24 protein-coding genes and 1 pseudogene are annotated in these 25,122 nt (G+C 66.2%); 13 read left to right on the forward strand and 12 right to left on the reverse strand.

What is annotated here, in order from left to right; translation table 11 throughout:
* The 3 genes and pseudogenes from ACWTPI_RS09895 to ACWTPI_RS09905 form a co-directional block, all read left to right on the forward strand.
* Positions 1-1,749: pseudogene (locus ACWTPI_RS09895) on the forward strand (efflux RND transporter permease subunit); the annotation flags it as partial.
* A 34-nt stretch (positions 1,750-1,783) separates the two neighbouring features.
* On the forward strand, positions 1,784-2,131 hold the full coding sequence (locus ACWTPI_RS09900; RefSeq protein WP_454731557.1) for a copper-binding protein: 348 nt from the start codon (positions 1,784-1,786) through the stop codon (positions 2,129-2,131).
* A gap of 423 nt (positions 2,132-2,554) precedes the next feature.
* The gene (locus tag ACWTPI_RS09905; RefSeq protein ID WP_454731556.1) at positions 2,555-2,719 is read left to right on the forward strand and encodes a hypothetical protein; all 165 of its coding nucleotides are present in this window, start codon (positions 2,555-2,557) and stop codon (positions 2,717-2,719) included.
* A 64-nt stretch (positions 2,720-2,783) separates the two neighbouring features.
* Here the strand turns inward: ACWTPI_RS09905 and merA are convergent, their stop codons facing one another.
* The 4 genes from merA to merT are packed head-to-tail and all read right to left on the reverse strand — an operon-like array spanning position 2,784 to position 5,586.
* Positions 2,784-4,469 (reverse strand): mercury(II) reductase, encoded by a 1,686-nt coding sequence (gene merA / locus ACWTPI_RS09910; protein WP_454731555.1) that lies wholly within the window; start codon positions 4,467-4,469, stop codon positions 2,784-2,786.
* A 32-nt stretch (positions 4,470-4,501) separates the two neighbouring features.
* On the reverse strand, positions 4,502-4,921 hold the full coding sequence (gene merC, locus ACWTPI_RS09915; RefSeq protein WP_454731554.1) for an organomercurial transporter MerC: 420 nt from the start codon (positions 4,919-4,921) through the stop codon (positions 4,502-4,504).
* A 25-nt stretch (positions 4,922-4,946) separates the two neighbouring features.
* On the reverse strand, positions 4,947-5,222 hold the full coding sequence (gene merP / locus ACWTPI_RS09920; RefSeq protein WP_454731553.1) for a mercury resistance system periplasmic binding protein MerP: 276 nt from the start codon (positions 5,220-5,222) through the stop codon (positions 4,947-4,949).
* Positions 5,223-5,235: 13 nt separating this feature from the next.
* Positions 5,236-5,586, reverse strand: a complete 351-nt coding sequence (gene merT / locus ACWTPI_RS09925) for a mercuric ion transporter MerT (RefSeq protein WP_454731552.1) — start codon at positions 5,584-5,586, stop codon at positions 5,236-5,238.
* A gap of 72 nt (positions 5,587-5,658) precedes the next feature.
* Here merT and merR point away from each other — a divergent pair, with 72 nt between their 5' ends.
* Complete coding sequence (gene merR, locus ACWTPI_RS09930; protein WP_454731551.1) at positions 5,659-6,084, forward strand: Hg(II)-responsive transcriptional regulator; 426 nt, start codon at positions 5,659-5,661, stop codon at positions 6,082-6,084.
* Between the two features lie 104 nt (positions 6,085-6,188).
* On the opposite strand, the gene tnpC is transcribed toward merR, so the two are convergent.
* Together tnpC and ACWTPI_RS09940 are read right to left on the reverse strand one after the other, a co-directional pair.
* Positions 6,189-6,533: a Tn3 family transposase post-transcriptional regulator TnpC gene (gene tnpC, locus ACWTPI_RS09935; RefSeq protein WP_454731550.1), complete on the reverse strand. Its 345-nt coding sequence runs from the start codon at positions 6,531-6,533 to the stop codon at positions 6,189-6,191.
* Complete coding sequence (locus ACWTPI_RS09940; protein ID WP_454731549.1) at positions 6,526-9,525, reverse strand: Tn3 family transposase; 3,000 nt, start codon at positions 9,523-9,525, stop codon at positions 6,526-6,528. The genes tnpC and ACWTPI_RS09940 overlap by 8 nt, the downstream gene beginning before the upstream one ends.
* 474 nt (positions 9,526-9,999) lie before the next feature.
* Between ACWTPI_RS09940 and ACWTPI_RS09945 the strand changes: the two genes are divergently transcribed.
* Positions 10,000-10,710, forward strand: coding sequence for a LuxR C-terminal-related transcriptional regulator (locus tag ACWTPI_RS09945; protein WP_454731577.1), 711 nt, complete (start codon positions 10,000-10,002; stop codon positions 10,708-10,710).
* A 19-nt stretch (positions 10,711-10,729) separates the two neighbouring features.
* Here the strand turns inward: ACWTPI_RS09945 and ACWTPI_RS09950 are convergent, their stop codons facing one another.
* From ACWTPI_RS09950 to ACWTPI_RS09960, 3 genes are all read right to left on the reverse strand, one after another.
* Entirely contained in the window at positions 10,730-11,797 is a 1,068-nt protein-coding gene (locus ACWTPI_RS09950; protein WP_454731578.1) for an MBL fold metallo-hydrolase, read from the reverse strand.
* A gap of 192 nt (positions 11,798-11,989) precedes the next feature.
* Positions 11,990-12,427, reverse strand: coding sequence for an SRPBCC family protein (locus ACWTPI_RS09955; RefSeq protein WP_020206681.1), 438 nt, complete (start codon positions 12,425-12,427; stop codon positions 11,990-11,992).
* Positions 12,428-12,443: 16 nt separating this feature from the next.
* Positions 12,444-13,466: an aldo/keto reductase gene (locus ACWTPI_RS09960; protein ID WP_454731579.1), complete on the reverse strand. Its 1,023-nt coding sequence runs from the start codon at positions 13,464-13,466 to the stop codon at positions 12,444-12,446.
* Positions 13,467-13,641: 175 nt separating this feature from the next.
* On the opposite strand from ACWTPI_RS09960, the gene ACWTPI_RS09965 reads away from it, so the two are divergent.
* From ACWTPI_RS09965 to ACWTPI_RS09975, 3 genes are all read left to right on the forward strand, one after another.
* Positions 13,642-14,586, forward strand: coding sequence for a LysR substrate-binding domain-containing protein (locus ACWTPI_RS09965; RefSeq protein ID WP_454731580.1), 945 nt, complete (start codon positions 13,642-13,644; stop codon positions 14,584-14,586).
* Positions 14,587-14,673: 87 nt separating this feature from the next.
* Positions 14,674-15,354 carry a DUF433 domain-containing protein gene (locus tag ACWTPI_RS09970; RefSeq protein WP_454731581.1) on the forward strand — a complete coding sequence of 227 codons (681 nt, stop codon included), beginning with the start codon at positions 14,674-14,676 and terminating at the stop codon, positions 15,352-15,354.
* Complete coding sequence (locus tag ACWTPI_RS09975; RefSeq protein ID WP_454731582.1) at positions 15,344-15,769, forward strand: DUF5615 family PIN-like protein; 426 nt, start codon at positions 15,344-15,346, stop codon at positions 15,767-15,769. The genes ACWTPI_RS09970 and ACWTPI_RS09975 overlap by 11 nt, the downstream gene beginning before the upstream one ends.
* A gap of 195 nt (positions 15,770-15,964) precedes the next feature.
* Here the strand turns inward: ACWTPI_RS09975 and ACWTPI_RS09980 are convergent, their stop codons facing one another.
* Positions 15,965-16,705 (reverse strand): SDR family oxidoreductase, encoded by a 741-nt coding sequence (locus tag ACWTPI_RS09980; protein ID WP_454731583.1) that lies wholly within the window; start codon positions 16,703-16,705, stop codon positions 15,965-15,967.
* Positions 16,706-16,787: 82 nt separating this feature from the next.
* On the reverse strand, positions 16,788-17,372 hold the full coding sequence (locus ACWTPI_RS09985) for a TetR/AcrR family transcriptional regulator (protein WP_454731584.1): 585 nt from the start codon (positions 17,370-17,372) through the stop codon (positions 16,788-16,790).
* A 191-nt stretch (positions 17,373-17,563) separates the two neighbouring features.
* On the opposite strand from ACWTPI_RS09985, the gene ACWTPI_RS09990 reads away from it, so the two are divergent.
* The 4 genes from ACWTPI_RS09990 (at position 17,564) to ACWTPI_RS10005 (ending at position 21,517) form a co-directional block, all read left to right on the forward strand.
* On the forward strand, positions 17,564-18,379 hold the full coding sequence (locus tag ACWTPI_RS09990; protein ID WP_020206924.1) for an IclR family transcriptional regulator: 816 nt from the start codon (positions 17,564-17,566) through the stop codon (positions 18,377-18,379).
* Between the two features lie 145 nt (positions 18,380-18,524).
* Positions 18,525-19,418: a TauD/TfdA dioxygenase family protein gene (locus ACWTPI_RS09995; protein ID WP_454731585.1), complete on the forward strand. Its 894-nt coding sequence runs from the start codon at positions 18,525-18,527 to the stop codon at positions 19,416-19,418.
* Between the two features lie 73 nt (positions 19,419-19,491).
* Complete coding sequence (locus ACWTPI_RS10000; protein WP_454731586.1) at positions 19,492-20,469, forward strand: tripartite tricarboxylate transporter substrate binding protein; 978 nt, start codon at positions 19,492-19,494, stop codon at positions 20,467-20,469.
* Positions 20,470-20,584: 115 nt separating this feature from the next.
* Positions 20,585-21,517 (forward strand): 3-hydroxyacyl-CoA dehydrogenase, encoded by a 933-nt coding sequence (locus ACWTPI_RS10005; protein ID WP_454731587.1) that lies wholly within the window; start codon positions 20,585-20,587, stop codon positions 21,515-21,517.
* 151 nt (positions 21,518-21,668) lie between these two features.
* Here ACWTPI_RS10005 and ACWTPI_RS10010 read toward each other — a convergent pair whose 3' ends face one another.
* Positions 21,669-23,798: a TonB-dependent receptor family protein gene (locus ACWTPI_RS10010; RefSeq protein ID WP_454731588.1), complete on the reverse strand. Its 2,130-nt coding sequence runs from the start codon at positions 23,796-23,798 to the stop codon at positions 21,669-21,671.
* 282 nt (positions 23,799-24,080) lie between these two features.
* On the opposite strand from ACWTPI_RS10010, the gene paaA reads away from it, so the two are divergent.
* Positions 24,081-25,085 (forward strand): 1,2-phenylacetyl-CoA epoxidase subunit PaaA, encoded by a 1,005-nt coding sequence (paaA, locus tag ACWTPI_RS10015; RefSeq protein WP_454731589.1) that lies wholly within the window; start codon positions 24,081-24,083, stop codon positions 25,083-25,085.
* Positions 25,086-25,122 lie beyond the last annotated feature (37 nt).

Here is a 25,122-nt window from a genome sequence, read left to right on the forward strand (position 1 = left end):
ATTCCGGTGTTCACACTGGAGGCGCAGGAGGGCCGGCTCTTCTCGCCGCTCGCCTTTACCAAGACCTATTCCATGGCGGCCGCAGCGGGATTGTCCGTCACCCTGGTACCGGTGCTGATGGGTTACATGATCCGCGGCAAGATCCCGTCGGAGCAGGCCAATCCGCTCAATCGCTGGCTGATTCGCGGCTACCAGCCGCTGCTCGGCAAGGTCCTTGCATATCCGAAGACCACCCTGGCGATCGCCGCCGTGCTGCTCATCGCCACCGCGTGGCCCATTATGCGCATTGGCGGCGAATTCATGCCGCCCCTGGATGAGGGCGATCTGCTCTACATGCCCTCGGCGTTGCCAGGCCTCTCCGCAGGCAAGGCCTCCCAGCTCCTGCAGCAGACCGATCGGCTCATCAAGACCGTGCCGGAGGTGGCGACCGTGTACGGCAAGGCGGGCCGCGCCGATACCGCCACCGATCCGGCGCCGATCGAGATGTTCGAGACCACCATCCAGTTCAAGCCCAAGGACCAATGGCGTGCCGGCATGACCACCGACAAGCTGGTCGAGGAACTGGATCGGGTCGTCAGGGTGCCAGGGCTGTCCAACATCTGGGTGCCGCCGATCCGCAACCGCATCGACATGCTCGCCACCGGCATCAAAAGCCCGGTGGGGATCAAGGTCGCCGGTACCGACCTGAAGGAAATCGATCGCCTGGCCACGCGCATCGAGGAGGCCGTCAAGACGGTTCCGGGGGTCACTTCCGCGCTGGCCGAACGGCTCACGGGCGGCCGGTACATTGACGTCGATATCGATCGGGGCGCTGCGGGTCGGTACGGCCTGAACATTGAAGACGTTCAGGCGATCGTCTCATCGGCCATCGGTGGCGAAAACGTCGGCGAAGTGGTCGACGGGCTCGCGCGCTTTCCCATCAATGTCCGGTATCCGCGTGACTATCGGGACTCCATCGAGCAACTGCGCAGCCTGCCCATCGTGACCGACAAGGGGCTGCAAATCACGCTGGCCGACGTTGCGCGCATCCAGGTCGTGCAAGGGCCGCCCATGCTGCGCAGTGAAAACGCGCGACTCTCCGGGTGGATCTACGTCGACATTCGCGGCAGGGACCTGCGCTCTGCCGTGCAGGACATGCAGGCGGCGGTCGCCAAAGCCGTCCCGATGCCAGCCGGATACTCCCTGAGTTGGTCGGGGCAGTTCGAGTATCTCGAGCGCGCCACCGCGAAGCTGAAGGTGGTGGTCCCGTTCACGCTGCTGATCATCTTCGTCCTGCTCTATCTGGTATTCGGCCGTCTGGATGAGGCACTGCTCATCATGGGCACCCTGCCGCTGGCCTTGATCGGCGGCTTCTGGTTACTCTATCTGCTGGGGTACAACCTATCGGTCGCGGGGATTGTCGGCTTCATCGCACTCGCCGGGGTCGCTGCGGAATTCGGCGTCATCATGCTGCTCTACCTGAAACACGCTTGGCAAGCACGGCTCGAGGATGGGCAAAGCAATCTCGCGGCCCTGCTCGATGCCATCGAGGAAGGCGCCGTGCTGCGTGTGCGCCCAAAGGCGATGACCGTCGCTGTGATTCTGGCCGGCCTGCTGCCGATCATGTGGTCGCACGGCACCGGCTCAGAAGTGATGCAGCGCATCGCTGCGCCAATGGTCGGCGGCATGGTGACGGCGCCGCTGCTGTCCATGTTTGTGGTCCCGGCGGTGTATCTGCTGCTACGCCGCCGTCAGATCAAGCAAACTTCCCTTTCCCCAACCTCACACCTCAGGAGGAATCGCAATGAAACACCTCAAGACCCTCGCCGCCGCCCTGGCCATCATTGCCGCACCGGCTGTGTTCGCCGTGGGTTCGATGGACGGCATGGACATGAAGGCACCCGCTGCACCCGCTGCCTCACAACAAGCGGCTCGGCCGGTGTCCGCAGAAATCAAGAAGATCGATGCGCAGACCGGCAAGGTTACGCTCAAGCACGGCCCGATTGAGAACTTGGGTATGCCCGGCATGACCATGGCGTTTCCGGTCAAGGATCGCGCCTCGCTTAGCAAGTTCAAGGAAGGCGATGCCGTGTCGGTGACCTTCGACAAGGTGGATGGCGCGCCGACGGTCGTTGACATGCAGCGCAAATAATCCGCGCCATGCGCGTACGGCTTGCTGCCAACGGCCGTGCGCGTTCTGACCCGCCGGCAGGGCCTAGCAACGTCAAGCCGGTAGGCATTGGCGCCTTTGCGCAACGATCCTGGCTAGCCAAATCCGAATCGAAATCAGACCGTGCGCCACAACCCTTTTGATCTGCCCCACGATGTCCTCGTCGTCGTCCTGAGCTCACTGGCAATCATCCTTGGTATGCTCGGACTGTTTGCTTGGTATCTGCGACGACAGCACGGCTCTCGCCGGCGAACCCCCAACCAGCATGGCACGGTCTCGCGCAAGCGCACCAGGAGGTCGACGAGACGGCGTAAATAGCGGTCGGAAAGGGGGCGTCCACGGGTTACCTGCTTGCCGCTACGGCGCGCACGGGTGGGGGCTTGGCTTCCATTGAATCATCATGGTATGGGCGACGTCGGTGCCCAGGCCGCCGCTACTTTGCTTGCATCCGGGCTAGCAACAGCTCAGGCCACCCATCATGCGCTGATGCATCAAAAGCATGCCTACCACACCAAGGATGGCAAGCACGCCGATGGCAGCGCACACAATCAAGATGACTTTCCAAATTGACGATTTGTTCACGCTTTGTCTCTCATAATGCCAGCTGATGCCGGCAAAGTGTTTCCCTTTCTCGTCATCCGGCACAACAGGATAGCTGGCTCACGTCTTTACTGAACGTCTGCGCCGCGAGCTTCAGGCCCTCGACCATTGTCAGGTACGGAAACAACTGGTCTGCCAGCTCCTGCACGGTCATCCGCGCCCGGATCGCCAATGCTGCCGTCTGGATCAGTTCGCCTGCTTCCGGCGCCACCGCCTGCACGCCGATCAAGCGGTCCGATCCTGCCTCGGCGACCAGCTTGATGAAGCCGCGCGTGTCGAAATTGGCGAGCGCGCGCGGCACGTTGTCGAGCGTCAGCAGCCGGCTATCGGTCTCCATGCCGTCGTGGTGGGCTTCCGCCTCGCTGTAGCCCACGGTGGCGACCTGCGGGTCGGTGAACACGACCGCCGGCAATGCGCTCAAATCGAACGCGGCATCGCCTCCGGTCATATTGATCGCCGCGCGGGTGCCGGCCGACGCCGCCACGTAGACGAACTGCGGCTGGTTGGTGCAGTCGCCGGCGGCGTAGATATGCGGCGCCGTGGTGCGCATGCCATTGTCGATGACGATGGCGCCCTGCGCGGTGACCCTCACACCCGCCGCCTCCAGTGCCAGCTCACGCGTGTTGGGCGCGCGGCCCGTGGCGACCAGCAACTGGTCGGCGCGGATCTCGCCGTGTCCGGTAGTGAGCACGAATTCGCTGTCGGCGTAGGCCACCTGGCTGGCCTGCGTGTGTTCCCGCACTGTGATGCCCTCGGCGCGGAAGGCGGCCGTGACGGCCTCACCGATCGCCGGGTCCTCGCGGAAGAACAGCGTGCTGCGCGCCAGGATCGTGACCTGGCTGCCGAGCCGAGCGAAGGCCTGCGCCAACTCCACAGCCACCACCGACGAGCCGATCACGGCCAGCCGCTTCGGCAGGGTGTCGCTGGCCAGCGCCTCGTTCGAGGTCCAGTACGGGGTGTCCTTCAGACCGGGGATCGGCGGCACCGCCGGACTGGCGCCAGTGGCGATCAGGCAGCGGTCAAACGCCACCTCGCGCTCCCCGCCTTCGACCACGCGCACGCTCAGGGTGTGCCCGTTCTGGAAGCGGGCCTCGCCGCGCAGCACCGTGATGGCAGGCGTGCCTGCCAGGATGCCCTCATACTTGGCGTGGCGCAGCTCATCGACACGCCCCCGCTGCTGGCCGAGCAGGCGCTCGCGCAGGATCGCCGGTGGCGTGGCCTGGATGCCCCCGTCGAACGGGCTTTCGCGACGCAGATGAGCGATGTGGGCCGCGCGGATCATGATCTTGGACGGCACGCAGCCGACATTGACGCAGGTGCCGCCGATGGTGCCGCGCTCGATCAGCGTCACCCGCGCGCCTCGCTCGACGGCCTTGAGCGCCGCCGCCATCGCGGCGCTGCCGCTACCAATGACGGCAATGCGCAGGGCGCTGGCTTGGTCCCCGCCCTTGTCGCCGCCGCCCAGCCAGCCTAGGGCCTTGTCGAGCGGGCTGCCGCGATTTTCCGCCGGCGGGGCCTCGGCGAGCATGGCCCGGTAGCCGAGTCCGGCCACGGCCGCGGTCAGCGCATCCGGCCACGTGTCGGGCTCGGCAGCGATCCGCGCCGTCCCCTTCGGGTAGGACACGACCGCCGACCGCACGCCCGGCACCTTCTCCAAGGCATCCTTGACGTAGACGGCGCACGCGTCGCAGGTCATGCCAGTGATCTTCAGGTGGGTCATGCCACAGTTCCTTCTATCATGGCCAACGCGCGTCAGCCGCGTTTGGCCAGCAGTTCACAGGCGTCCGGTGCGCCGCAGCGCTTCGCCGGCGAGACGAAGTCCCAGATCGATACCCCGACCATGAAGGCCAGGCCGACATAGAGCAGCGCTTCGCTGCACCAGCCAACCATCAAATACACCGCGGCCAGCACAAGGAGCGGGCCGATCACGCCGAGCGCGGTCCGTTGCCACTGCCGATGGTTAAGCCATCCGATCCCATTGGCGAGCAGCGCGATGCCAGCGAACGCCGGCAGCAGGATACGAATGAACAGTCCCTCGTACTGACGCAAGAAGCCCAGGCTAATGGCCGCGCCCAAGCTGGCGATAGCGGGAAAACAACTCGCACAACCCATCGCCGAGACGACGCTGCCGAGGGCACCGGCCTTGTTGACCATGCGCATGATCAGTCCCATGGCGTCGCTCCCTCGCTCCCGTGGCTTACTGCTTGACGCTGGACAGATAGCCCGCGTTCTCGGTCGCCTTGGTCAGTTTCTGCACGCTGGTCTTGGCATCATCGAAGGTGACGACGGCCTCGCGCTTCTCGAAACTCACGCTGGTCTTACTTACGCCGTCGACCTTGGAGAGCGCTTTCTTGACCGTGATCGGGCAGGTCTCGCAGGTCATGCCCGGCACGGACAATGTGACGGTTTGCATCGCGGCCCATGCGGGAGCGACGGCGGCGGCGAGAGCGAGGGCGGCAAACAGCTTTCTCATGGCGAACTCCTGATCAGTAGAACCATGGCGTGACGTAGGGAAATCCGAGCGCGACCAGAACCAGCAGGGCGACGAGCCAGTACATGAGCTTGTAGGTGGCGTGTACCTGCGGGATGGCGCAGGCCTCCCCCGGGTTGCAGACTTGCGGCGGACGGAAAATGCGCCGCCAGGCGACGAACAGCGCCAGCACTGCGGTGCCGAGGAACAGCGGCCGGTATGGCTCCAGCGCCGTTAAGTTACCGATCCAGGCCCCGCTGAAACCAAGCGCGATCAGGACCAGCGGCCCCAGGCAGCAGGTGGAGGCGAGGATGGCGGCGAGCCCGCCGGCGAAGAGCGCACGGCGCCCGGCTTGCGGTTGCGGCATGCGTTTGTCCTTTCGAAGTAGGAAAGGGATAGCGTAACCTTACTTCCGTACTAATGTACGGAGCAAAGCGATATGTGGAGCGAATTGGAGAACCTGACCATCGGCGCCTTCGCCAAGGCGGCTGGTGTCAACGTGGAGACCATCCGGTTCTACCAGCGCAAGGGGCTGCTGCCAGAGCCAGACAAGCCCGCCGGCGGGATTCGTCGCTATGGCGAAACGGCTGTGGTCCGGGTGCGCTTCATGAAATCGGCCCAGCGGCTGGGATTCAGTCTGGAAGAAATCGGCGAACTGCTTCGCCTGGAGGACGGCACTCATTGCGCGGAAGCCAGCAGCCTGGCCGAGCGCAAGCTCAACGACGTGCGCGCAAAGCTTGCCGACCTGAGACGCATGGAGGCCGTGCTGTCTGAGCTGGTGTGCGCCTGCCATGCCCGCCAGGGCAACGTATCCTGCCCGCTGATCGCATCGCTGCTAGCGGGAAAAGTTCGCCAAAGGGCGTAGTGGATGCGGCTACGCTGCTCCAGCTCGTTCCGGCTTCTGCTTCTGCCGCTTCGTCGCAGCCGGCCTCACATGTGCCGTCTCGACGGGCAAGCGACCTGGCCGAGTCAGACATCGTCGCGGGGGCGCAGCGGCTCTAGTGGGCGCAGCGCATGCACGGCGCGCTTGAGCAGCACGATCCAGTCGTCCAGTTCTTCTATGATGGCCTCGGCTTGGTCCACGAGGGTCGGACCAGTGGTTGGATACGACAATGCGGCGCCGTTGATCAGAGTATGTGCCATGCCGTGCAAGCACAGCAGATCGTCGCGCAGCCCGGCTGGCTCACAGCAACGCGCGCGGATCGCATCGAGTTGGTCCACCACGCGCAGGATGGTGGTCGTGTCGAACGTGTCCCGAAGCGCTTGCAACGCCTCGGCGTCGACCCTGCCGTAAGGGGTATCGGTGTCAGGCATGACGCGGTTTGCGGACGGAATGGGCGGGGCCGGCAAAGAGGCTGTCGCGAATCCAGGCTTCCGGCAACCGCTCCAAATTGAGTTTATAGTCGCCGAAGCGCTTGATGTTGCTGGTGAGGTAGGGACTCAGGAAGCCGATGTCGGCCACGTCGACCTTGATCCCTTCCTTCACCATCGCGCGCAGGGCCTGCATCATGTCCGCCGTGTTCTGAAGAATCACGGCCGAGGCGATCAGGTCGTTGTAGCGCAGGCGCTTCTGCTGTTCGTCGGGGTCGTTTTCGGCCAGCACGTCACCGCCGAATGAGAACCATTTGGCAAAGCCATTGTAGGACTCGATCTTGTTGGTGGTCGCGGTGATCTCCTGGCGCAACTCGCGGCTGCCGATCCATTCGAGCAGGAACGCTGTGCGCACGACCTTGCCGAGTTCCTGCGCCGCCAGAAACAGGCGGTTGCGGCGGCTTTCCGAGCCGAACCGGCGCAGCAGGAGCGGCGAGGAGATTGTTCCGGCCTGAATCGATAGCGCTACCTGCATCAGGTCCTGCCAGTGGAAGGCGATCAGCTCCCAGTCCACGATGTCCGAGAACAGCCGGTCGATGTGCTTGTATTTGGTGTTGGCATCGGCTCGGTAAAGCTTCAGATCCTGCCAGTTGCGGATGCGCGGCATCAGGTTGATGCCCAGCAGATGCGTGAAGGCGAACACCGCGGCCGACTGGCCCTGGGTGTCGGCGTGCACGGTATCGGCCTCGACACTCAAGCCGGCCTTGAGCAGACCCTCGATCACGTAGATGGCTTCCCACACGCCGGGCGGAATGAAATGCCGGAACACCGCGATGTAGTTGTCGGCCACGTGCCGGTAGGCCACCGCGCCCATCTTGCGGTAGCGGAAGTGGTAGCCGGCCAGCAGGTTGTTGTCGTAGAAGTCGTACTGAGTGCCGTCAGCCGCGACGGTCTTGCCATCCCCCCAGTGCTTGGGCAGGTCGAGCCGCAGATACAGTTCGATCAATTCCCGCTGCGCGGTTTCGAGACGCTCCAGGCTCAGATGCCGGCGGTTGACGAACGACATCATGTGCGGCGTGACCCGATCCCCCATATGGCGGGCGGCCTGGGTGGGCCCCAGGTTGCAGCCCATGGCGAAGATAGTCAGCAGGTAGCGCTCGGCGGCATTGCGGATCTTGGGGTCGCTGCCGGAGAGCGGGCCGAAGTGCCGCGTGAAGTGGGTCCAGTGCTCGATGTTGGCCAGCACGTCCAGCAGATTGCGCGTGGGCATGCGCCGGATCAGCGCCTGTTGCAGGGCCACCGCGCTGGCCGGGATCTCCCTGGCGATCGTCCGCTTGAGCACGGGTTCGCCGTCCTGGCCGATGGTGACGTGCTGGCGCTTGTCGGGAAAACTGGCATCCAGCGTACGCGCCGTGTCGGTCAGCCACTGGCGTAGATGCGCCACGAAGTCCTGCGCGTTGGCCGGCATGTCCAGCTTGGCGCAGTATTCGGGCAGGCGCCGTTCGCATTCCCGCCAGGGCAGTAGGTGCGCACGGTAATCGGCAAAGGCATCCGACCCCACCACGCACAGGTCGCCGGAGCGTAGCTCGTTGACCATATGCGAGAGCACGCAGAGTTCCAGGTAGCGCCGATTGGTGGGGGCGCCCTGGTCGTGGGGGCGGCGCACCAGCTTTCGCCAGCGTTCCGAGGCGAAGCTCACATCGACGTCGGCGGCAATCCATTCGCGATGCAGGGATTCGTTGTCCAGCACCACCGCAAGTGCCGCCAGCAGCGTGCGCGACTGGCTGGTCGACTCCCATTCAAGCACCTGCGCCAGGCGCAGCATCACGGAGCGGTGCGCGCGGAAATGCCGCCATAGCAGCGGCAGGTAGTTGTTGCCGCTGAAGGCCCGCACCTCGGCGCAGCTCTCGCGCAGCGGCTCCAGATCGCCGGACGGCGCGAGGAAGCGGCGCACCTGCCGGCCGATCAGCGCGTCGTCCTGGCCATCGGCGACGATATCGACCACGCCGTCGAGCAAGGTGACCAGCTTCTCCATCTGCGCGCGCTGACGGGACTGGATGCGCTCCATCTCATCGCGCGCCCGCTTGTGGATGGTGCCCATGCGACGGATGAACATCTCCGCGAGATCGTCGCGGGTGCGCACGCGCATATGGTTAAGCAAGGCGACGATCAGCGTGTAGCGCTTCTCAGGCAGGATCTCCCGTAGATTGGCCGCGTCCAGGCTCATGGCCTGGCTGGCCAGCGAGCGCAGCTTCGAGGCGGGCACGCCTGCGATTGCGCGAGAGAAATCGCCAAGACCGTCGAGTAAGGTCAGGTGTTCTATGAGTAGGCTGAGATGCTTGCGTGATGGACGGCGCGCGTGGCGCTTGATGTTGTTGTAGGCGGTCAGGCGGTTGGTGAATTCCCGGGTGAGAAGCCGGTCCAGCCGCTGCCGTTCCTCATCCGACAAGCGCCTTGCGACGCGTCGAAACAGCGCGGTCTGCGTGCGGGTGTGAATCTGCTCGGCGATGTTGTCTAGGGTGGAGAACGCTGGCAGCTCGACCTGGCGCAGGATCAGCGCATCGATGGTGGCATTGATGATGTCCACTTGCTGGTCCATCGTTTCCGCGGCTTCGCGCGCGGCGCGGATCGTGACCTCGTTGGCATCCGTGCCAATATAGGGCTGGACGCCGAGAAATTCGCGTACCGCCGTGTAATGCCGGTACAGCGTGGGGGACAGCTTGCGGTCATAGCCAAATGCGGCATCTAGCGCCAGACCAGCGCTGGCGCGCACATGGTCGATCACGACGACGGGAATGCTGTCCAGGTTGGGGAAGTAATGCAGTTGCTGGAAGACCTTCAGCAGCACCAGCAAGCCAAGTCGCGGACCTTGTCCACGGGTTGAGCGGGTGGCCCACTCCAGTTCCTCGGCATCCGGCGTGTAACACGCCTGTAACTCCTTGGTGGAGAAAACCTTCGGGAAACTCGGGTAGGCGGTACGCTCGACGGTGGCCATACAGGATCTCGGCAATCTCTGAAGGGCCAGCCAGTCTAGCCGAGGACGATGGCAAAGTTCCAGACCAGAGTTATAACTAACCGAAATGTTTTTGCTTATCTATATAACCCCAGGGCTTATGATCGCCGATTGGCCGCATCTTGATCCCAAGAAAACGGCAAGGACGGCGGCAACGACGCGGCGCTCTGCCGCGCCGGCCTGCTGCCAGTCTAGGCAGGGCCACGGTGGCCGCAAGGCGAATCGCGCGGTTGGCTGACGGGCATCAAGGAAGGGGAGTTTCCGGGCCGCGCCGCCATCGCACGCTGCCCGGCGGATACCTTTGACTTGCACCGGCCCCGGTATAAGCTTGCCCTGTCGATATGCCGCCCGCCGCACGCGCGGCATGCGCGTGCCGGCTGTCGTTCCCGCCTCATCGCGCTTGTGATCGTGCGTGATCATGCTTGTGATCGCGTTCGTGCCCGCGCCGGAGCAGAAATGACCAACGAGGCATTGCCGGGACTGATTGGCGGCATCTACGACGCGGCCGCGGCGCAAGACCGCTGGCCCGCCGCCGACCGCCAGCGCGCGCTGGCGGGGCTCGCCGCGCTCGAATCGATGCCGCTGGCCGTGGTGGTGGTGGACGACGCCATGCGCGTGGTGTTCGCCAACGACGCGGCCGGCGCGCTGGCGCGGCGGCCACAGGCCAGCCTGCGCATGGCGGCGGGCGGCCCCGCTGCCGGCGGGCAGCCGGTGCGGCTGGTCCTGCGCGACGCGCGCGAGGACGCCCGCCTGGCCGCGCTGGCGGCCACCGCCGCGCACGGCGGAGCGGGCGGACGGCTGCGCCTGGGAGTCCGGGGCGAGGCCACCGCGCCGGTCGAACTGCTGGTGACACCGGTGCCGTGGCGGCGCCTGCCGGGCGCCGCGGATGACGGAGGCGGCGCGGCGGCCGGCATGGCCGTGGTCATGCTGCGCGACCTCGCGGATACCGTCGCGCGCCGCCAGAGCGCGCTGACCGAATTGTTCGGGCTGACCCGGGTCGAGGCCGCCGTGGCCGCGGCGCTGGCGGGCGGGGCCACGGCCGCGCAGGTGGCGCGCAGCCGCAACGTCTCGCCCGACACCGTGCGCACGCAGATCCGCAGCATCCTGCGCAAGATGGGCGCGAGCAACCTGCGGCAGTTCGAGTCGATCGCCGGGATGCTGATCTAGCGCGGGGTGGAAAAATCCGTCAGCGCGGAAAGCGCAGCAGTCCTTCCCCTTCCGCCGGCACCGGGACGCCGAGCTCCTTCATCTTGTTCAGCAACTGCATGACCGGCAGGATCGGGTTGGCTTCCGCCGACATCGGCGCGCCTTCCATCTCGGGTGCGGCGCGCAGCTTCGCCATCAGGTCGGGAACCCGGATGCCGCCGGGGTGCTCGCGCAGGATGCGCGTGATCGCGGCATCGAAGGCGAGGGCGCTGCCTACCAGGCGCTCGAGGTAGGCCGTGGCCTGCTCGCGTGGGTAGAACTCGAACGAATGCCCGTCCGTGAGCGAGCGGATCGCGCCTTCCCTGAGCGCCTGCGCGGTGCGCTCGAGCGTAAGCAGGTTGGTTTCCGGGCTACCGCCGCTGAACGCCTGGTAATAGCTGGTGGTCTCGTCGGCAAGATGGAGATGGCCGATGGCCGGCAGCAGCACGGCCACGTGGCCGACCGTGTGGCCCTGGGTCTTCAGCGCCACGACCTCGCCGCCGAACAGCCGCCAGCCGTTCCACAACGTGCTGCCGATGCGGATTTCCTCGGACGGCAGCGATTCCAGCAGCGTCAGCGAGCGGGTTTCGACGTCGAGCGTGCCGAACTGCCCGATGGCGCTCTCCGCCAGCACCCGGCCCGCCGGCATGCCCGGCACGAACGGCCGGGCCTCGTCGAACATCGGCACGAAGGTGTTGATCTGGTCGCGCATCATCGCCAGGTCGCGCACGGACATATAGGCTTCGGCGGGCACGCCCAGCGTGTCGATCCAGCCGTTGTTGCCGGTGTGGTCGCAATGCCCGTGCGTGGAGATCAGCGTGACCCGGTCATAGGGCTGGAGCCGGCGGGCGGCTTCGTCCAGATAGGCGCGAAAGCCCGCGGTCGCGCCCACGTCGATCACCACCAGCCGCGTGCCGGACTTGTACATGACCGCGTTGGCGACGGAAGAGACGCCGGCTTCGAGGTTGCGCATGCGCCCGACGATCAGCAGCGCGCCGGACGCGATCTCCACCAGTTCTCCGTAGGAGCGCGAGCCGCCGGTGGCGGCCGGGTTGATGACGTTGCACATTGTCGTATCGGGGAGAAGGCACTTGCGGTTCGGTACGCCCTGGGCGGGACCCGCCGCCCGCCAGCGGCCCGTCGCGGGCGGCCGGCGTGGGGGATGCGGCTGTTCCATTATTGCCGTGGGCGGCCCGGCGCGGCATCACCAGAACTGGTGATGGCCGGACATCGAGAGGCGGAAGAGGGCGCCCGCCCGCCGTCAGGACGCCGCGCCTGGCCCGCCGCCGGCGAACGCGGCGGCCAGCGCCTGCAGGCCGTCGCGGTAGATGCCCTCGAACAGGCGCTCGGCCTCGGCGTCGCCGACGCCGGCCGGCGTGAACTCGCCGGACCAGTCGACGCGCGCGCCTTGCCCGTCACCGGCCGGCCGCACCTGCAGCGTGGAGCGGTAGCCCGTCACCGGGAACGGCGCTTCGAGGATCGCGTAACTGTAGCTGCGGTTCGCCTCGTCGAATGCCAGCAGGCGCTCGACGATGACGTCGCCGCCGGGGGTGGCGAGGCGGCGCACGCGGCCGCCTTCGGATAGCTCGCTGCTCGGGATGTAGGGCAGCCAGTCGGGCAGCGCGTTGAAGCCGCCGATCAGTTGCCAGACCCGCTCGGGCGAAGCCGGGATCGTGATGGTTGCGGAAGCGCTTGCCATGTCGGGCTCCCGGGGCTCAGGCGTGATCGCCGGGCAGCGGCGCGTCGGCGGCCACCAGCTTCTGCTCGCGCATCTCGCGCCAGAACTCCGCCGGGATGGTCTCCGCCAGCGCCGCCATGTCCTCGGCGATGCGCTCGGGTCGGCTCGCGCCGGGGATCACCGCCGCGACGGCGGGGTTGGCCAGCGAGAACTGCAGCGCGGCGGCCTTGATGCCGACGCCGTGGCGCCGCGCGACCGCCTTGATGCGCTCGACCCTGGCGACGATTTCCGCGGGCGCCGTCTGATACTCGAAATGCGCGCCGCCGGCCAGGATGCCCGAACTGTACGGGCCGCCGACCACGATCTCGGCCCGGCGCGCGGCCGCCGCCGGCATCAGGCGCTGCAGCGCGCGCGCATGGTCCAGCAGCGTGTAGCGGCCGGCCAGCAGGAAGCCGTCGGGCTGCGCCTCGGCCAGGTCCAGCGTCAGCTCGATCGGCTCGACGCGGTTCACGCCCAGGCCCCAGGCCTTGATCACGCCTTCCTCGCGCAGGCGGGTCAGCACGCGGAACGCGCCGGTGCGCGCGCTCTCGAATCTGGCGAGCCATTCGTCGCCGTAGAAATCCTGGGCGATGTCGTGCACCCAGACGATGTCGAGGCGGTCCGTGCCCAGGCGCCGGAGGCTGTCCTCGATCGAGCGCAGCGTGGCGTCGGCCGAATAATCGTTGACCATCTTGTTGGGCCGGCCGGTGGCGAACAGGCCGCCTTTCTCGCCGAGATCGCGGGTGCTGGCGTCTTCCACCTCGTCCAGGATCAGGCGGCCGACCTTGGTGCTGAGCACGTAGTCGTCACGGTTGCGCCGGGCCAGCGCGCGGCCCAGGCGGATCTCCGACAGGCCGGCACCGTAGAACGGCGCGGTGTCGAAATAGCGGATGCCGTGGTCCCAGGCCGCGTCGACGGTGGCGGCGGCCTCGGCCTCGGGAATGTCGCGGAACATGTTGCCCAGCGGCGCGGTGCCAAAGCCGAGGAGGGTGCCGGCAGGCAGTTTGTCTTTAATGCTCATGACTTGCTCCAGTGAAGTCCGGTGAAGGAGTGACTTGGGTGAGGCAAGTCTAGGGTTGCAAGTTAAGTCTGTCCAAGACAGAATATGGCTCACTTGAGTCCCGTAAGGTCTTATTGGTCTGACAGGTCTTATAGGTCTGATTGGGACCGATGACCGGATCCGAAGAGAGCCCGACATGCTAGACATCCGCCAGCTTCACTATTTCGTTGCCGTCGCCGAGGACGAGCACGTCGGCCGGGCCGCCGAGCGGCTGCACATTTCGCAGTCGCCGCTAAGCCGGCAGATCGCCCAGCTCGAGGAAAAACTCGGTCTGACGCTATTCGAGCGCTCGCAGCAGCGCATCCGCCTGACCACCGACGGACGCACGTTCCTGGCCGAGACGCGCGCCTTCCTGACCCATGCCAACCGCCTCGAATCGCTCGCGCGCCGGCTCGGCAAGGGCGACGAAGGCGGCCTGTGCATCGGCTACCTGGAATACGCGATGCACTCCGGCGTGCTGCCCAATGCCCTGCGCGACCTGCGCGGCAAACGCCCGGCGGTGCATATCGCGCTGTACAACCAGCAGTCCGAGGCGCAGCTCGAAGGCCTGCGGCAGCGCAGCCTCGACATCGCCCTGGTCTGCGAGCCGCCGCCGGCCGACGACCCCGACCTCGACGCCGCCCAGGTGCTCAACGACCCCATGCTGCTGGCGCTGCCCGAGGGCCATCCGCTGGCCGCCACGGAACGCCTCACGCCCGACGACCTCGCCGCGCAGAAGTGGATCGGCGTGATGCACAAGGAAAGCGCGCTGCGGCACGACACCTTCGTCGCCGCCTGCGCGCGCGCCGGCTTCACGCCCGACATCACGATGGAAGCCACCGAACCGCTGGCCGCCCTCGGCCTGGTCGCCGCCGGACTCGGCATGACCATGATCCAGCAAAGCCTGCGCCACCAGGCGCCCGCCGGCGTGGTGCTGCGCGAACTGTCGTGGTTCAGCTACCGCACACCGCTGTGGGCCGCGTGGCACAGGATCAACCTGCGGCCGCTGGTGGAGAGTTTCCGGAGGACGTTGCTGGGGAGTGGCGGGGTGAGCGAGGCGGTGATGGCCGTGAGGGAAGGGCGGCAGACCGCTGCGGTTTGAGGCATGGCACGAACCCCGTCGACATGAGATAAACTATTCCCGCTTCAGGGAATGATTTCTTGTTGCGGGAAACGAAAGGAGCACCTCATGCTGACCGCTGGCAAGTCCGTGTCCGCCGCGCATGTCGCGTTCATGGCCGACGTAACCGACACCGATATCAACCGGCTGGTTGATACCGATGTACTGCCGCGAGCCTTGTTTCTTCGGGATCATGGCCGACGCTTCGCGCCGCTGACCGCCGCCTTTGCCTCCTTCTATTTTCAAACGCAGGATGAACTCACTCGTTCGGCTCGCCGGCAAGTGATCTGGGACCTGACCGCGCGCCTGGAACGCCGCCCCGATTTCGATGCGTTTCTGGCCCTGAATACAACGGTGCTCCATGCTGACTTCGACTGGTCGATACATCACGACTTCCTGACGGTGACACTGGACCGATGCGTTGAAACGGCACTGAACCGGGCCAGCCGGGTCCAGGAAGCGGAAAAGAGCGTCGTCGAAGATCCCGAGATTCTGAGCGGTACGCCATGTTTTGCCGGTACGCGATTGCCGGTGGCCCATATCGTGGCAGCGACCGAAGCCGGCGCAACCATTGCGGAACTGCAGGAAGCCTATCCGTTCCTGAACGAGCGGTTGATCGACGACGCGCGTGTCTATGTCCAGGCCCATCCCCGGCCGGGACGCCCGCGCCGCATTGCGGACATCGATGCTGGTGCGGCTCTCGTGTCGCACAAAGTTGTCCGCCGCGGACAGAACCGGCGTGACCTTTAAATTCCTCATAGACGAGTGCCTTTGGCCAGGACTCGCGCAAATCGCTCGCGAATCGGGGTATCCGGAATCGACGTGCGTGAGGGATCGAGGCTGCTCGGGCGCGAAAGATCATCAGTTGATCCGCCATGCGGTGGCTGCGGACTTCACGCTCGTCACCCACAATGCGGTGGACTTTCGCGGCCCGGCCGGAGGGCCACGGACAGGCCTTCACGCCAGGGAACCCATCCATGCGGGCCTGGTTTGCCTGGTGTCTCCGTTCCCGATGACCGCGGATCGCCAGCGCGAGCTGTTCAGATATGCGATTCAAGAACTTGAAACCATGCCTGATCTCATCAACCATGCGTTGGAGGTCATCGAAGACGAGAGCGGGGACGTCGCGATTGCGGTGTATCGGATTCCGGATGGGGATATCTAGGTCCATCCTGGTTTGGTCTCTTCATGATTTTACATAATCATCATTATGCGAAAAACAGATGCCAGAACCACCATGACCAACCCCAGCTTCCAGGCACTCAAGAAAACCGCACCCACCCAAAATCCACCATCCCCCAACACCGAACCCGCCCACGCAAGCCGGCAGCAAATCGACGGCCGCGCCCCCACGCTAAAGCTACAGCGTGAAACCCCCATCAATAGTCAGGCTTGCCCCGGTAACGTAACCCGCCTCATCCCCCGCAAGATAAGCAACAAGACCGGCAATTTCCCCGGGCTGCGCCACTCGTTTCAGCGGGTTCATTCCCGCCAGCATGTCGAGCGCGCCCGCGGTCATGTCCGTTTCCGTGGGGCCGGGCTGGATGTTGTTGACGGTGATGCCTCGCGGCGCCAGATCGAGCGCGACGCCCTTGACCATGCCGGCGAGCGCGGTCTTGGTTAGCTGATACACGCTGGCGCCGGGTGTGCGGGTGTGGAGCGCGACATTGCTGCCGATCGTGATCACGCGCGCGCCGGGCTTCAGATGCGGCACGGTGGCCTGGATCGACAGATACACGCCGCGGACGTTGACGTTCAGCATCAGGTCGAGATCCTCGAGGCTGACCGCGTCGATGGTGCCCATGCGGAAGACGCCCGCGTTGACGACCGTCACGTCGATGTCGCCGAATCGCTCCACCGCCTGCGCGACGGCATTGCGGATCGCGGCCGGGTCGGCGCTGTCGGCCTGTATCGCGAGTGCCTGGCCGCCCTGCTCCGCGATGCGATCGACGAGGGTTTTCGCCTTGTCGGCGCTCGACACATAGGTGAATGCGACAGCGAAGCCATCCGTGGCGAGACGGTCGACGATTGCCGCGCCGATGCCGCGCGAGCCGCCGAATACGAGTGCTGCCTTGCGTGCCTGTGCACTTGCCTGGTTCATTTTTCCTTCCTTTGTGGATCAATCAGTCAATAACAGACCAAAAAAAAGCGCCTGCCTCGCTGGCGAGGCGCGCGCCAGATTCTCAAACCGCCTTGAGGCGGCCAACAGCGAATTCCGCGAGCGTGTGCAGCGCTTCCCGGCCGGCGCCGGCGCGGGCGGCAACCTGCAGACCGGCCATCGTCGTCTGGATGAAGGCGGCGGCCTGCGCGGGATCGGCAGCGGGATCGATCTCGCCGATCTCCTGCGCTTCCCGGATCCGTTCCACGATGCGCGCCCCGAGTGTCACGGCGACGCGATGCGCCATGTCGAGGACCTCGGCATCCGTGGTGCCGAACTCGCCCACCGCGCACACCCCGAGGCAGCCCAGTGCCCGTTGCCCGTCGTCGTCGGCAATAAGCCCGCGAAGTAGTTCACGCATGCCGTCCAGCGGCGACGCGGCTGCGTTCAGCCGCTTCAGATGCCCCGCCAGCACGTTCTGCTGATAGGTCTGCAGGACTTCCAGGTACAACTGCCGCTTGTCGCCGAACGCGTTGTACATGCTCTGCCGGCCGATGCCCATCGCCTTGAGCAAATCATCTGTCGACGTCGCGGCGAAGCCTTTGGCCCAGAACAGCCTGGTTGCCGTGGCCAGCGCGGCGTCGCGATCGAATTCCCGTGGTCTCACCATGCCGGCAACGATAGTGATTATGGATCGATGTGTCAATAACAAATGAAAAGACGGCCATCGACCGCTTGTCATGCCGGGGCCGCGATGCCGGCCTAGTACAACCCTCGGTTCCGTACCGACGCCAAAGGCTCGTATCATGGGCAACACGCCAAAGAGGCCGATCGGCCCGCCTAGTGCCCTAGCCCCCAGCCATGCCCGAATCTCCGATCAAGACATCGAAACGCGTCTTCGAAATCTTCGAGGCGTTTGAAAACGTGCAGCGCCCTATGGCGCTGAAGGACTTCACCCAGCGCTTCGGCTATCCGCCGTCGAGCGCGTCCGCGGTGCTCAAGAGCCTCGTGGCGCTCGGCTACCTGGACTACGACCGGTTCTCGCGCACCTACATGCCCACCATGCGCATCACCTCGCTGGGCAACTGGATTCAGCAGGCCATCTTCGGCCAGAACGAAGAAGTGCTGCGGCTGATGCAGCAGTTGTCGGAGGCGTTCGGCGAGTGCATCACGCTCAGCGCGCAGAGCGACCTCTACGTCCAGTACGTCTACCTGATTCCCTCGCGCCTGCCGATCTGGTACTCGGTTCCGATCGGCACGATCCGGCCCCTGGCCCGCTCCGGCAGCGGCTGGATCATGCTGGGCGCGCGCACCGATGCGGAGATCGAGGAACTGGTGCGCCGCATCAACTTCCACGAGCCCGATCCGGCCCGGAAGGTGAAGCTCGCCGAGCTGATGGCGCATGTCGAGCAGGGCCGCCGCGATGGCTACCTGTTCAACAAGCACACGCTCGAGCCGGGCGCCGGCGGCATCTGCATGGTGCTGCCCGAGCGGCGCTTCGGCCGGCTGTTCGCGCTGGCCGTCTCCGGCCCGGTCGAGCGCCTGGAGACCATCCAGGAGCGTGTCATACACGCGATGCGCGAGGGCATCGCGGCACTGGACACGGCCGCGCCCCGGCCGGCCGGCGGCGTGGAAGTCCCCGCCGGCACCGCTCGTTCCGAGACCGCTCCCTGCTGACCGCTTCCCCTCCTTTCATATATGTGTAAATGCAGGCGGGAGGCGCCTTTCCCGCCTGTCCGCCCAGGGCGCGGTGCTAGACTTTTTGCCACGTAACCGGGCGCCGCGATGGCGCCCCGCTACACACAAGAAAAGGAGACAAGTCATGCGCATCGAGCAATTGCACGAAGAGTTTGGGGCGGAGATCAGCGGCATCAACCTGATCGACGCGGTATCGAATGCCGATGCCTTCGCGGCGGTACGCGCCGCGTTCGAAGAGCATTCGCTGCTGGTCTGGCGCGACCAGCCGATCAGCGACGACATCCAGGCCACCTTCTCGCGTGGCTTCGGCCCGCTCGAGCTGGTCAAGGTCGGCTCCGTCGGGCATGGCACGTTCTACTCGCGGATGAACAACATCGGCCCCGACGGGCAGGTCGTGCCGCTGCGGGACATGGCGATGATCGTGGCGCGCGCCAACCAGCTATGGCATACCGACAGCTCGTTCAAGCGCCTGCCGGCGCTGGCTTCGGTGCTGTCGGCCCGCGTCATTCCCGAACAGGGCGGCGAGACCGAGTTCACCTCCACGCGCGCCGCCTGGGAGCGCCTGGACGCCGCGGAGCAGTCCCGGCTGCGCGATGCGGTCGCCATCCACAGCTACGCCACCTCGCGCAACAAGATCGATCCCGGCATGATGACGCCGGAGGAGCACGCTGCCCTGCCCCCGGTGCGCCGCCGCCTGACCTGGCGCAATCCGGTCAACGGCCGCTGCGCCCTGTACCTCGCCTCGCACGCGGGCGCCATCGAAGGCATGGCGCCGCAGGAGGGCGCGGCGCTGCTGGAGAGCCTCGTCGGGCGCGCCACCGAACCCGGCCATACGTACGTGCACGCCTGGCGCCCGGGCGACGTGATCATGTGGGACAACCGCGCCACGATGCACCGCGGCCGCCCCTGGGGCGGAACGCTGCCCCGCTCCATCGTGCGCACCACCATCTCCGCCTCCCTCGCGGACGGGCTGGAAGACGTCCTGCCGGAATTGTGGGCCCAGCGCGCCGCGGCCTGACCCCCGTTCGCGGCAAAGCCCGACAGCAGATACAACAGGCACGCTCGACAGAAGCGGCCAAGAAGGAGACAACATGAAATCCAAGTTCGCCCTCGCCAGTTGCCTGGTCGGCGCTGTGCTCGGCGCCGGCGCCGCGCAGGCGGCCGGGCCGTATCCGGACAAGCCGGTCCGCATCGTGGTGCCCTACCCGGCCGGCGGCTCCACCGACATCCTCACGCGGCTGCTCGCCAAGGGCCTGACCAAGCGCTGGGGCCAGGCCGTCGTGGTCGACAACCGCGGCGGGGCATCGGGCATCATCGGCACCGAGGTCGCGGCCCGCGCCGATCCGGACGGCTACACGCTGCTGATGAACGGCAACGGCCCGCATACGATCAACGTCAGCCTGTTCGAAAAACTGCCCTACGACCCGGTCAGGGATTTCGTGCCCATCGTGCGCGGCATGACGATCCCGCTGCTGATGGTGGCGCCGGCCAACGCGCCCTACAACGACGTGAAGTCGTTCATCGCCTGGGCCAAGGCGAACAAGAGCACCGCCAACTATTGCTCCATCGGCCCGGGGTCGCCTTCGCACCTGGCCGGGGAGCTCTTCAAGTCGATGGCCGCCCTGCCCCAGCTCACGCACGTGCCCTACAAGGGCAGCGGCCCGGCCATCGTCGACACCATCGCCGGCACCTGCCACATATTGTTCGACGCGGCGCTGTCGTCCGGGCCGCAGGTGAAGAACCGCAAGCTCAAGCTGCTGGCGATCGGCACCGAGCAGCGCGACTCGTCCTGGCCCGACACGCCGACCGTGGCCGAAAGCGGCCTGCCCGGCTTCAGCGCCTACACCTGGAGCGCGCTGTTCGCGCCCGCCGGCACGCCGCCGGCGATCGTGAAGAAGATCCAGCAGGATGCCGACGCCGTGCTGCGCAGCCCCGAGATCAAGGCCGCGCTCGTCGAGCAGGGCGCGCAGGCCGGCGGCGGCTCGTCGGAGGAACTGGCCAGGTTCGTCGATACCGAGATCGCCAAATGGGGCAAGGTCATCAAGGACGGGCACATCACCATGAACTGACCCGCCGCGCCGGCGCGGCGCAGGCCGGCGCGCAACCTCCCCCGCCAATCGTTCCCGCTGGGGAACATCGCAACAACAGTTGCAGCAACAGCCGCAACAACAGGAACACTCGACGATGGAAAAAATCGCAATCATTGGCGCCGGCCTGATCGGCTGCGCCTGGGCATCGGTGTTCGCCCGCGCCGGCCACACGGTGACGCTGTACGACGTCGACAAGGACGCGGTGGCCACCGCGCGCGGCACCATCCTGGCCGCGCTGGCCGGGCAGCACGAACTTGGCCTGATCGGCGAGGCGCCCGAATCCGTGATCGAGCGGGTGCGCGTCACGCAGTCGCTCGAGGAAGCCATGCGCGGCGCGGACTTCGTGCAGGAAAACGTGCGGGAAACCGTTGCCGCGAAGCGCGAAGTCTACGCGCTGCTCGACAAGCTCGCGGGGCCCGACACGCTGATCGCCAGCTCGACCTCGGGCATTCCGGCGTCGAGCTTCACCGAGGACCTGGCCGGCCGGCGGCGCTACTTCGTCGGCCATCCGATCAATCCGCCGTCCGTGGTACCGCTGGTCGAACTGGTGCCGGCGCCGTGGACCGACCCGGACGTGATCGAGCGCGCAAGCGCGATCTATACGCGCGCGGGCCAGGTGCCGATCATCGTGAAGCGCGAGATCCAGGGCTTCATCGTCAACCGCCTTCAAGGCGCCCTGCTCGCCGAAGCGTTCCGGCTGGTGGAAGACGGCTATGTGAGCGGCGCCGACATCGACAAGGCGGTCAAGGATGGACTCGGCCTGCGCTGGTCGTTCATGGGGCCGATGGAGACCATCGACCTCAACGCGCCGGGCGGCCTGCGCGACTATTGCGGGCGCTATGGCCCGCTCTACCTCGACATCGCAAAGCAGGCCACGCCGCGGCAATGGGATGATGCGCTGATCGGCAAGCTCGAGCAGGAGCGCCTTGCCGAACTGCCCGCCGACCAGCGCGCGGCGCGCCAGGCCTGGCGCGACCTGCGCCTCATGCAGCTGGTCGCGCACAAGCGCGGCGCGCCCAGCGAATAGCCCACCGCCGGGGCGCCGAGGCGAGCCCGCCGGACGGAGCACGGCCTGTATGGGTCAACCCGGGCGAGGCATCCGCCAGACTCGCGCCGGACGGCATGCACCGGTGGCCGGAGCCCCTGCTCCCGCAGGCGCCCCTGCGCCGCGAGGTCCCTCAGAACCCCAGGCGCGCCTGCACGTACACCATGCGCGGCGCGCCGACCATGCGGCCGGCGTTGCCGTCGACGTTGCGCGTATAGAAGCGCTTGTCGAACAGGTTGTTCAGGCCGATGCTGATTTCGCTGTTCTTGTGCTGCGGCACCTTGAACATGGCCTGGATGTTCCACAGGCGGAAGCCCGGGATGCGGCCCACGCTGCCGTCGGCGGACTCGGCCACGGTGTTGGCGAGGTCGGAGTACTGCGAACTCTGGTGCGTGGTGGACAGGTTGAAGGTCCAGTTGCGCAGTGCGTAGCGCGCGCCGAGCGTGTCGGTATTGCGCGAGTAGAACGGCACGTCGAGCCCCGAGGTCGCGCCCGATTTCTGGATCGCCCTGGTATAGGTGTAGTTGGCGTAGACGTTCAGGCCGGACAGCGGGCCCTTGCGGTCGAAGGTGTAGTCGAGCGCCAGTTCGACGCCGTCGTGGTGCGTCGCGCCGATGTTCTGGAAGGTGGCCGGCACGATACCGGGCACCTGCAGGATCTGGTTGTCGAACTTCATCTTGAAGGCGGTCAGCTCGGCCTTGATCTTGCTGTCCTGCCAGCGCGTGCCGACCTCGAAGGTGCGCGCCACTTCCGGCTGCAGCGGATTGCTCGCGGTCTGCGAGTTGAGCTGCAGGTTCTGCACCGGCCCGAACGACGTGCTGTAGTCGGTGAAGATCGTCCACGCATGGTTGACCAGGTAGGACAGGTTCACCGACGGCAGCGGCTTGTTGTTGACCGTGTCGAACTGCTGCGTGGTGCCGCGCTGCTGGCGGGTCGATTCGATGTGCTCGAAGCGCAGGCCCGGCGTGAGGCGCCAGTTGCCGAACGCGATGCGGTCGTCGATGTACGCCGCGTGCGCGTCGGTGGCGTTGTCGAAGGTGGTGGTCGGGCCGCTGATGCCGGTGGACAGGCTCTGGTTGAAGCTGTTGTCGTCGCCACGCTCGCGGATGTAGCGATAGCCGACCGTCACGTCATGCGTGGTCGGGCCCAGACCGATGCGCTGGGTGTAGCGCGGCTCCACGCCGAAGGTCTGGTAGTTGCGCGGCTGGTGCGACAGCTGCGCACCGCTGATCAGCGTGCTCTGGCGATAGCTGTCGTTGTAGTAGGCGCGGATCTCGAATTCCTGCGCGTCCGACAAGGTGTTGATGTAGCCGATGTCGAACGCCGTGCGGTTGCCGCTCCAGTAGTCGGTCGGGCGCGTGTTCTGGAACGGGTTGGCGTTGTATTGCGCCACCGTCAGGCCGCCCGGCGTGCGCGACTTCACGTCGTAGTACGAGAACTTGCCGTACACCTCCGAGGTGCCGTTGATCGCGTAGCGGTACTTCAGCGCGAGGTCGTTGACGTTGTCGTCGCTGCCCGCGCGCCACTCCCGCCCCGTCATGCCGGAATACAGCAGCGCCAGGCCCAGGCCGCTGTCGAGCTGCGTGCCGACGAAGGCGCTGTATTGCGTGTTCAGGCCCCCGCCCTGCGTGTAGATGTTCTGGCGCACCGAGGCATCGCCGCTCAGGCCCGGCGTGGTCGGGATCGGCCGCGTCGTGAAGTTGATCACGCCGCCCACGTTCTGCGGGCCGTAGCGCACCGCGCCGCCGCTGCGCACCACGTCGATCGACTCGATGTTCTCCAGGCTGACCGGCACGAACGAGAGCTGCGGCTGGCCGTAGGGCGCCACCGCCATCGGGATACCGTCGAGCAGCACCGTCGAGCGCGGCGTGTAGCGGCCGGTCAGGCCGCGCACGCCGATGTTCAGCGAGATGGCGCTGCCCGCCGTGCCGGAATTGTCGGTCGCCTGGACGCCGGGAATGCGCCGCATGACGTCGCTGATGCTCGTCGCGCCCGATTCCTGGATGGACTCGGCCTCCACCACCGTGCGCGCGCCCGGGAAGGTCCGCACGCTGTTCTCCAGGCCGGTGCCGAGCCAGTTGCCCGTGACCTGCACCGTGTCGAGCGTCACCTCGGCCTTGCCGCCTTCGCCCGGCGCCGGCGTGCCGGCTTCCTGTGCCCGCAGCGCGTCGGGCGCCCCCAGCAGCGCAAGCGCCGCCGCCGCCGTCAGGCAACGCGCGAACCGCCGCGAGGCCGCCTGCGCCACACTGTTCTCAACCATCATCACTACGCTCCCTTTCTTTCTCTGATCCCGCCTGAAGAGGCGCTAAAGAAGGGGCACATTCTAAATGATAATTAGTTTCATTCAGTCATAGAAATTTATTCGGCGACAAAAAACAATCCACTTGCGGGTCGTTTCGTGCGCCTTGCCCTGGTTTTGGGTGCCGGTGGATTCACCTGCAAGAGCCACTAACTATTGTTTTCCCTCATTTAATTTTCATAATTCATCGACCGAACGGTCGGCTTATCAATATACTCAGTCACCAGTCCCCCAGGAAGCTTCCCCATGTACACCCAGTCCCTTGATCTCCCGGGCGGCCAGCAGCCGGCCGCCGCGGACAACACCGAGGTTTCTCCCGAGCAGGCCCGCTTCGACGCGGTGATGCGCGCCGACGGCAAGATCGAGCCGCGGGACTGGATGCCCGAGGCCTACCGCAAGACGCTGGTCCGCCAGATCTCGCAGCACGCGCATTCCGAGATCATCGGCATGCAGCCCGAGGGCAACTGGATCAGCCGCGCGCCCAGCCTCAAGCGCAAAGCCATCCTGCTGGCCAAGGTGCAGGACGAAGGCGGCCACGGCCTCTACCTGTACAGCGCGGCGGAGACGATGGGCGTGTCGCGCGACCAGCTGGTGGACGCGCTGCATGCCGGCAAGGCCAAGTATTCGAGCATCTTCAACTACCCCACCCCCACCTGGGCGGACGTGGGCGTGATCGGCTGGCTGGTCGACGGCGCGGCGATCATGAACCAGATCCCGCTGTGCCGCTGCACCTATGGTCCGTATGCGCGCGCCATGATCCGCATCTGCAAGGAAGAGTCGTTCCACCAGCGCCAGGGCTTCGACGCCCTGCTGGCGATGATGAAGGGCACGCAGGCGCAGCGCGACATGGTGCAGCAGGCGGTGGACCGCTGGTGGTGGCCGGTGCTGATGATGTTCGGGCCGAGCGACAAGGACTCGATCCACAGCGGGCAGTCGTTCCAGTGGGGCATCAAGCGCATCTCCAACGACGACCTGCGCCAGAAGTTCGTCGATGCCATCGTCGAGCAGGCCAGGGTCCTCGGCGTGAGGCTGCCCGACCCCGACCTGAAATGGAACGCACAGCGCAAGGCATACGACTACGGCGCCATCGACTGGGAAGAATTCTGGCGCGTCGTCAACGGCGACGGGCCATGCAACAAGGAGCGCCTCGCCACCCGCGTGAAGGCGCACGAGGACGGCGCCTGGGTGCGCGAGGCCGCGCTGGCCTACGCCGAAAAGCAGGCGGCGCGCGCGCGCAGGCAAGCCGCCTGAGCCGCCAGCGCCAGCAACCGCCCGCAACCGCACAGGA

This window comes from Cupriavidus ulmosensis, from assembly GCF_977008105.1.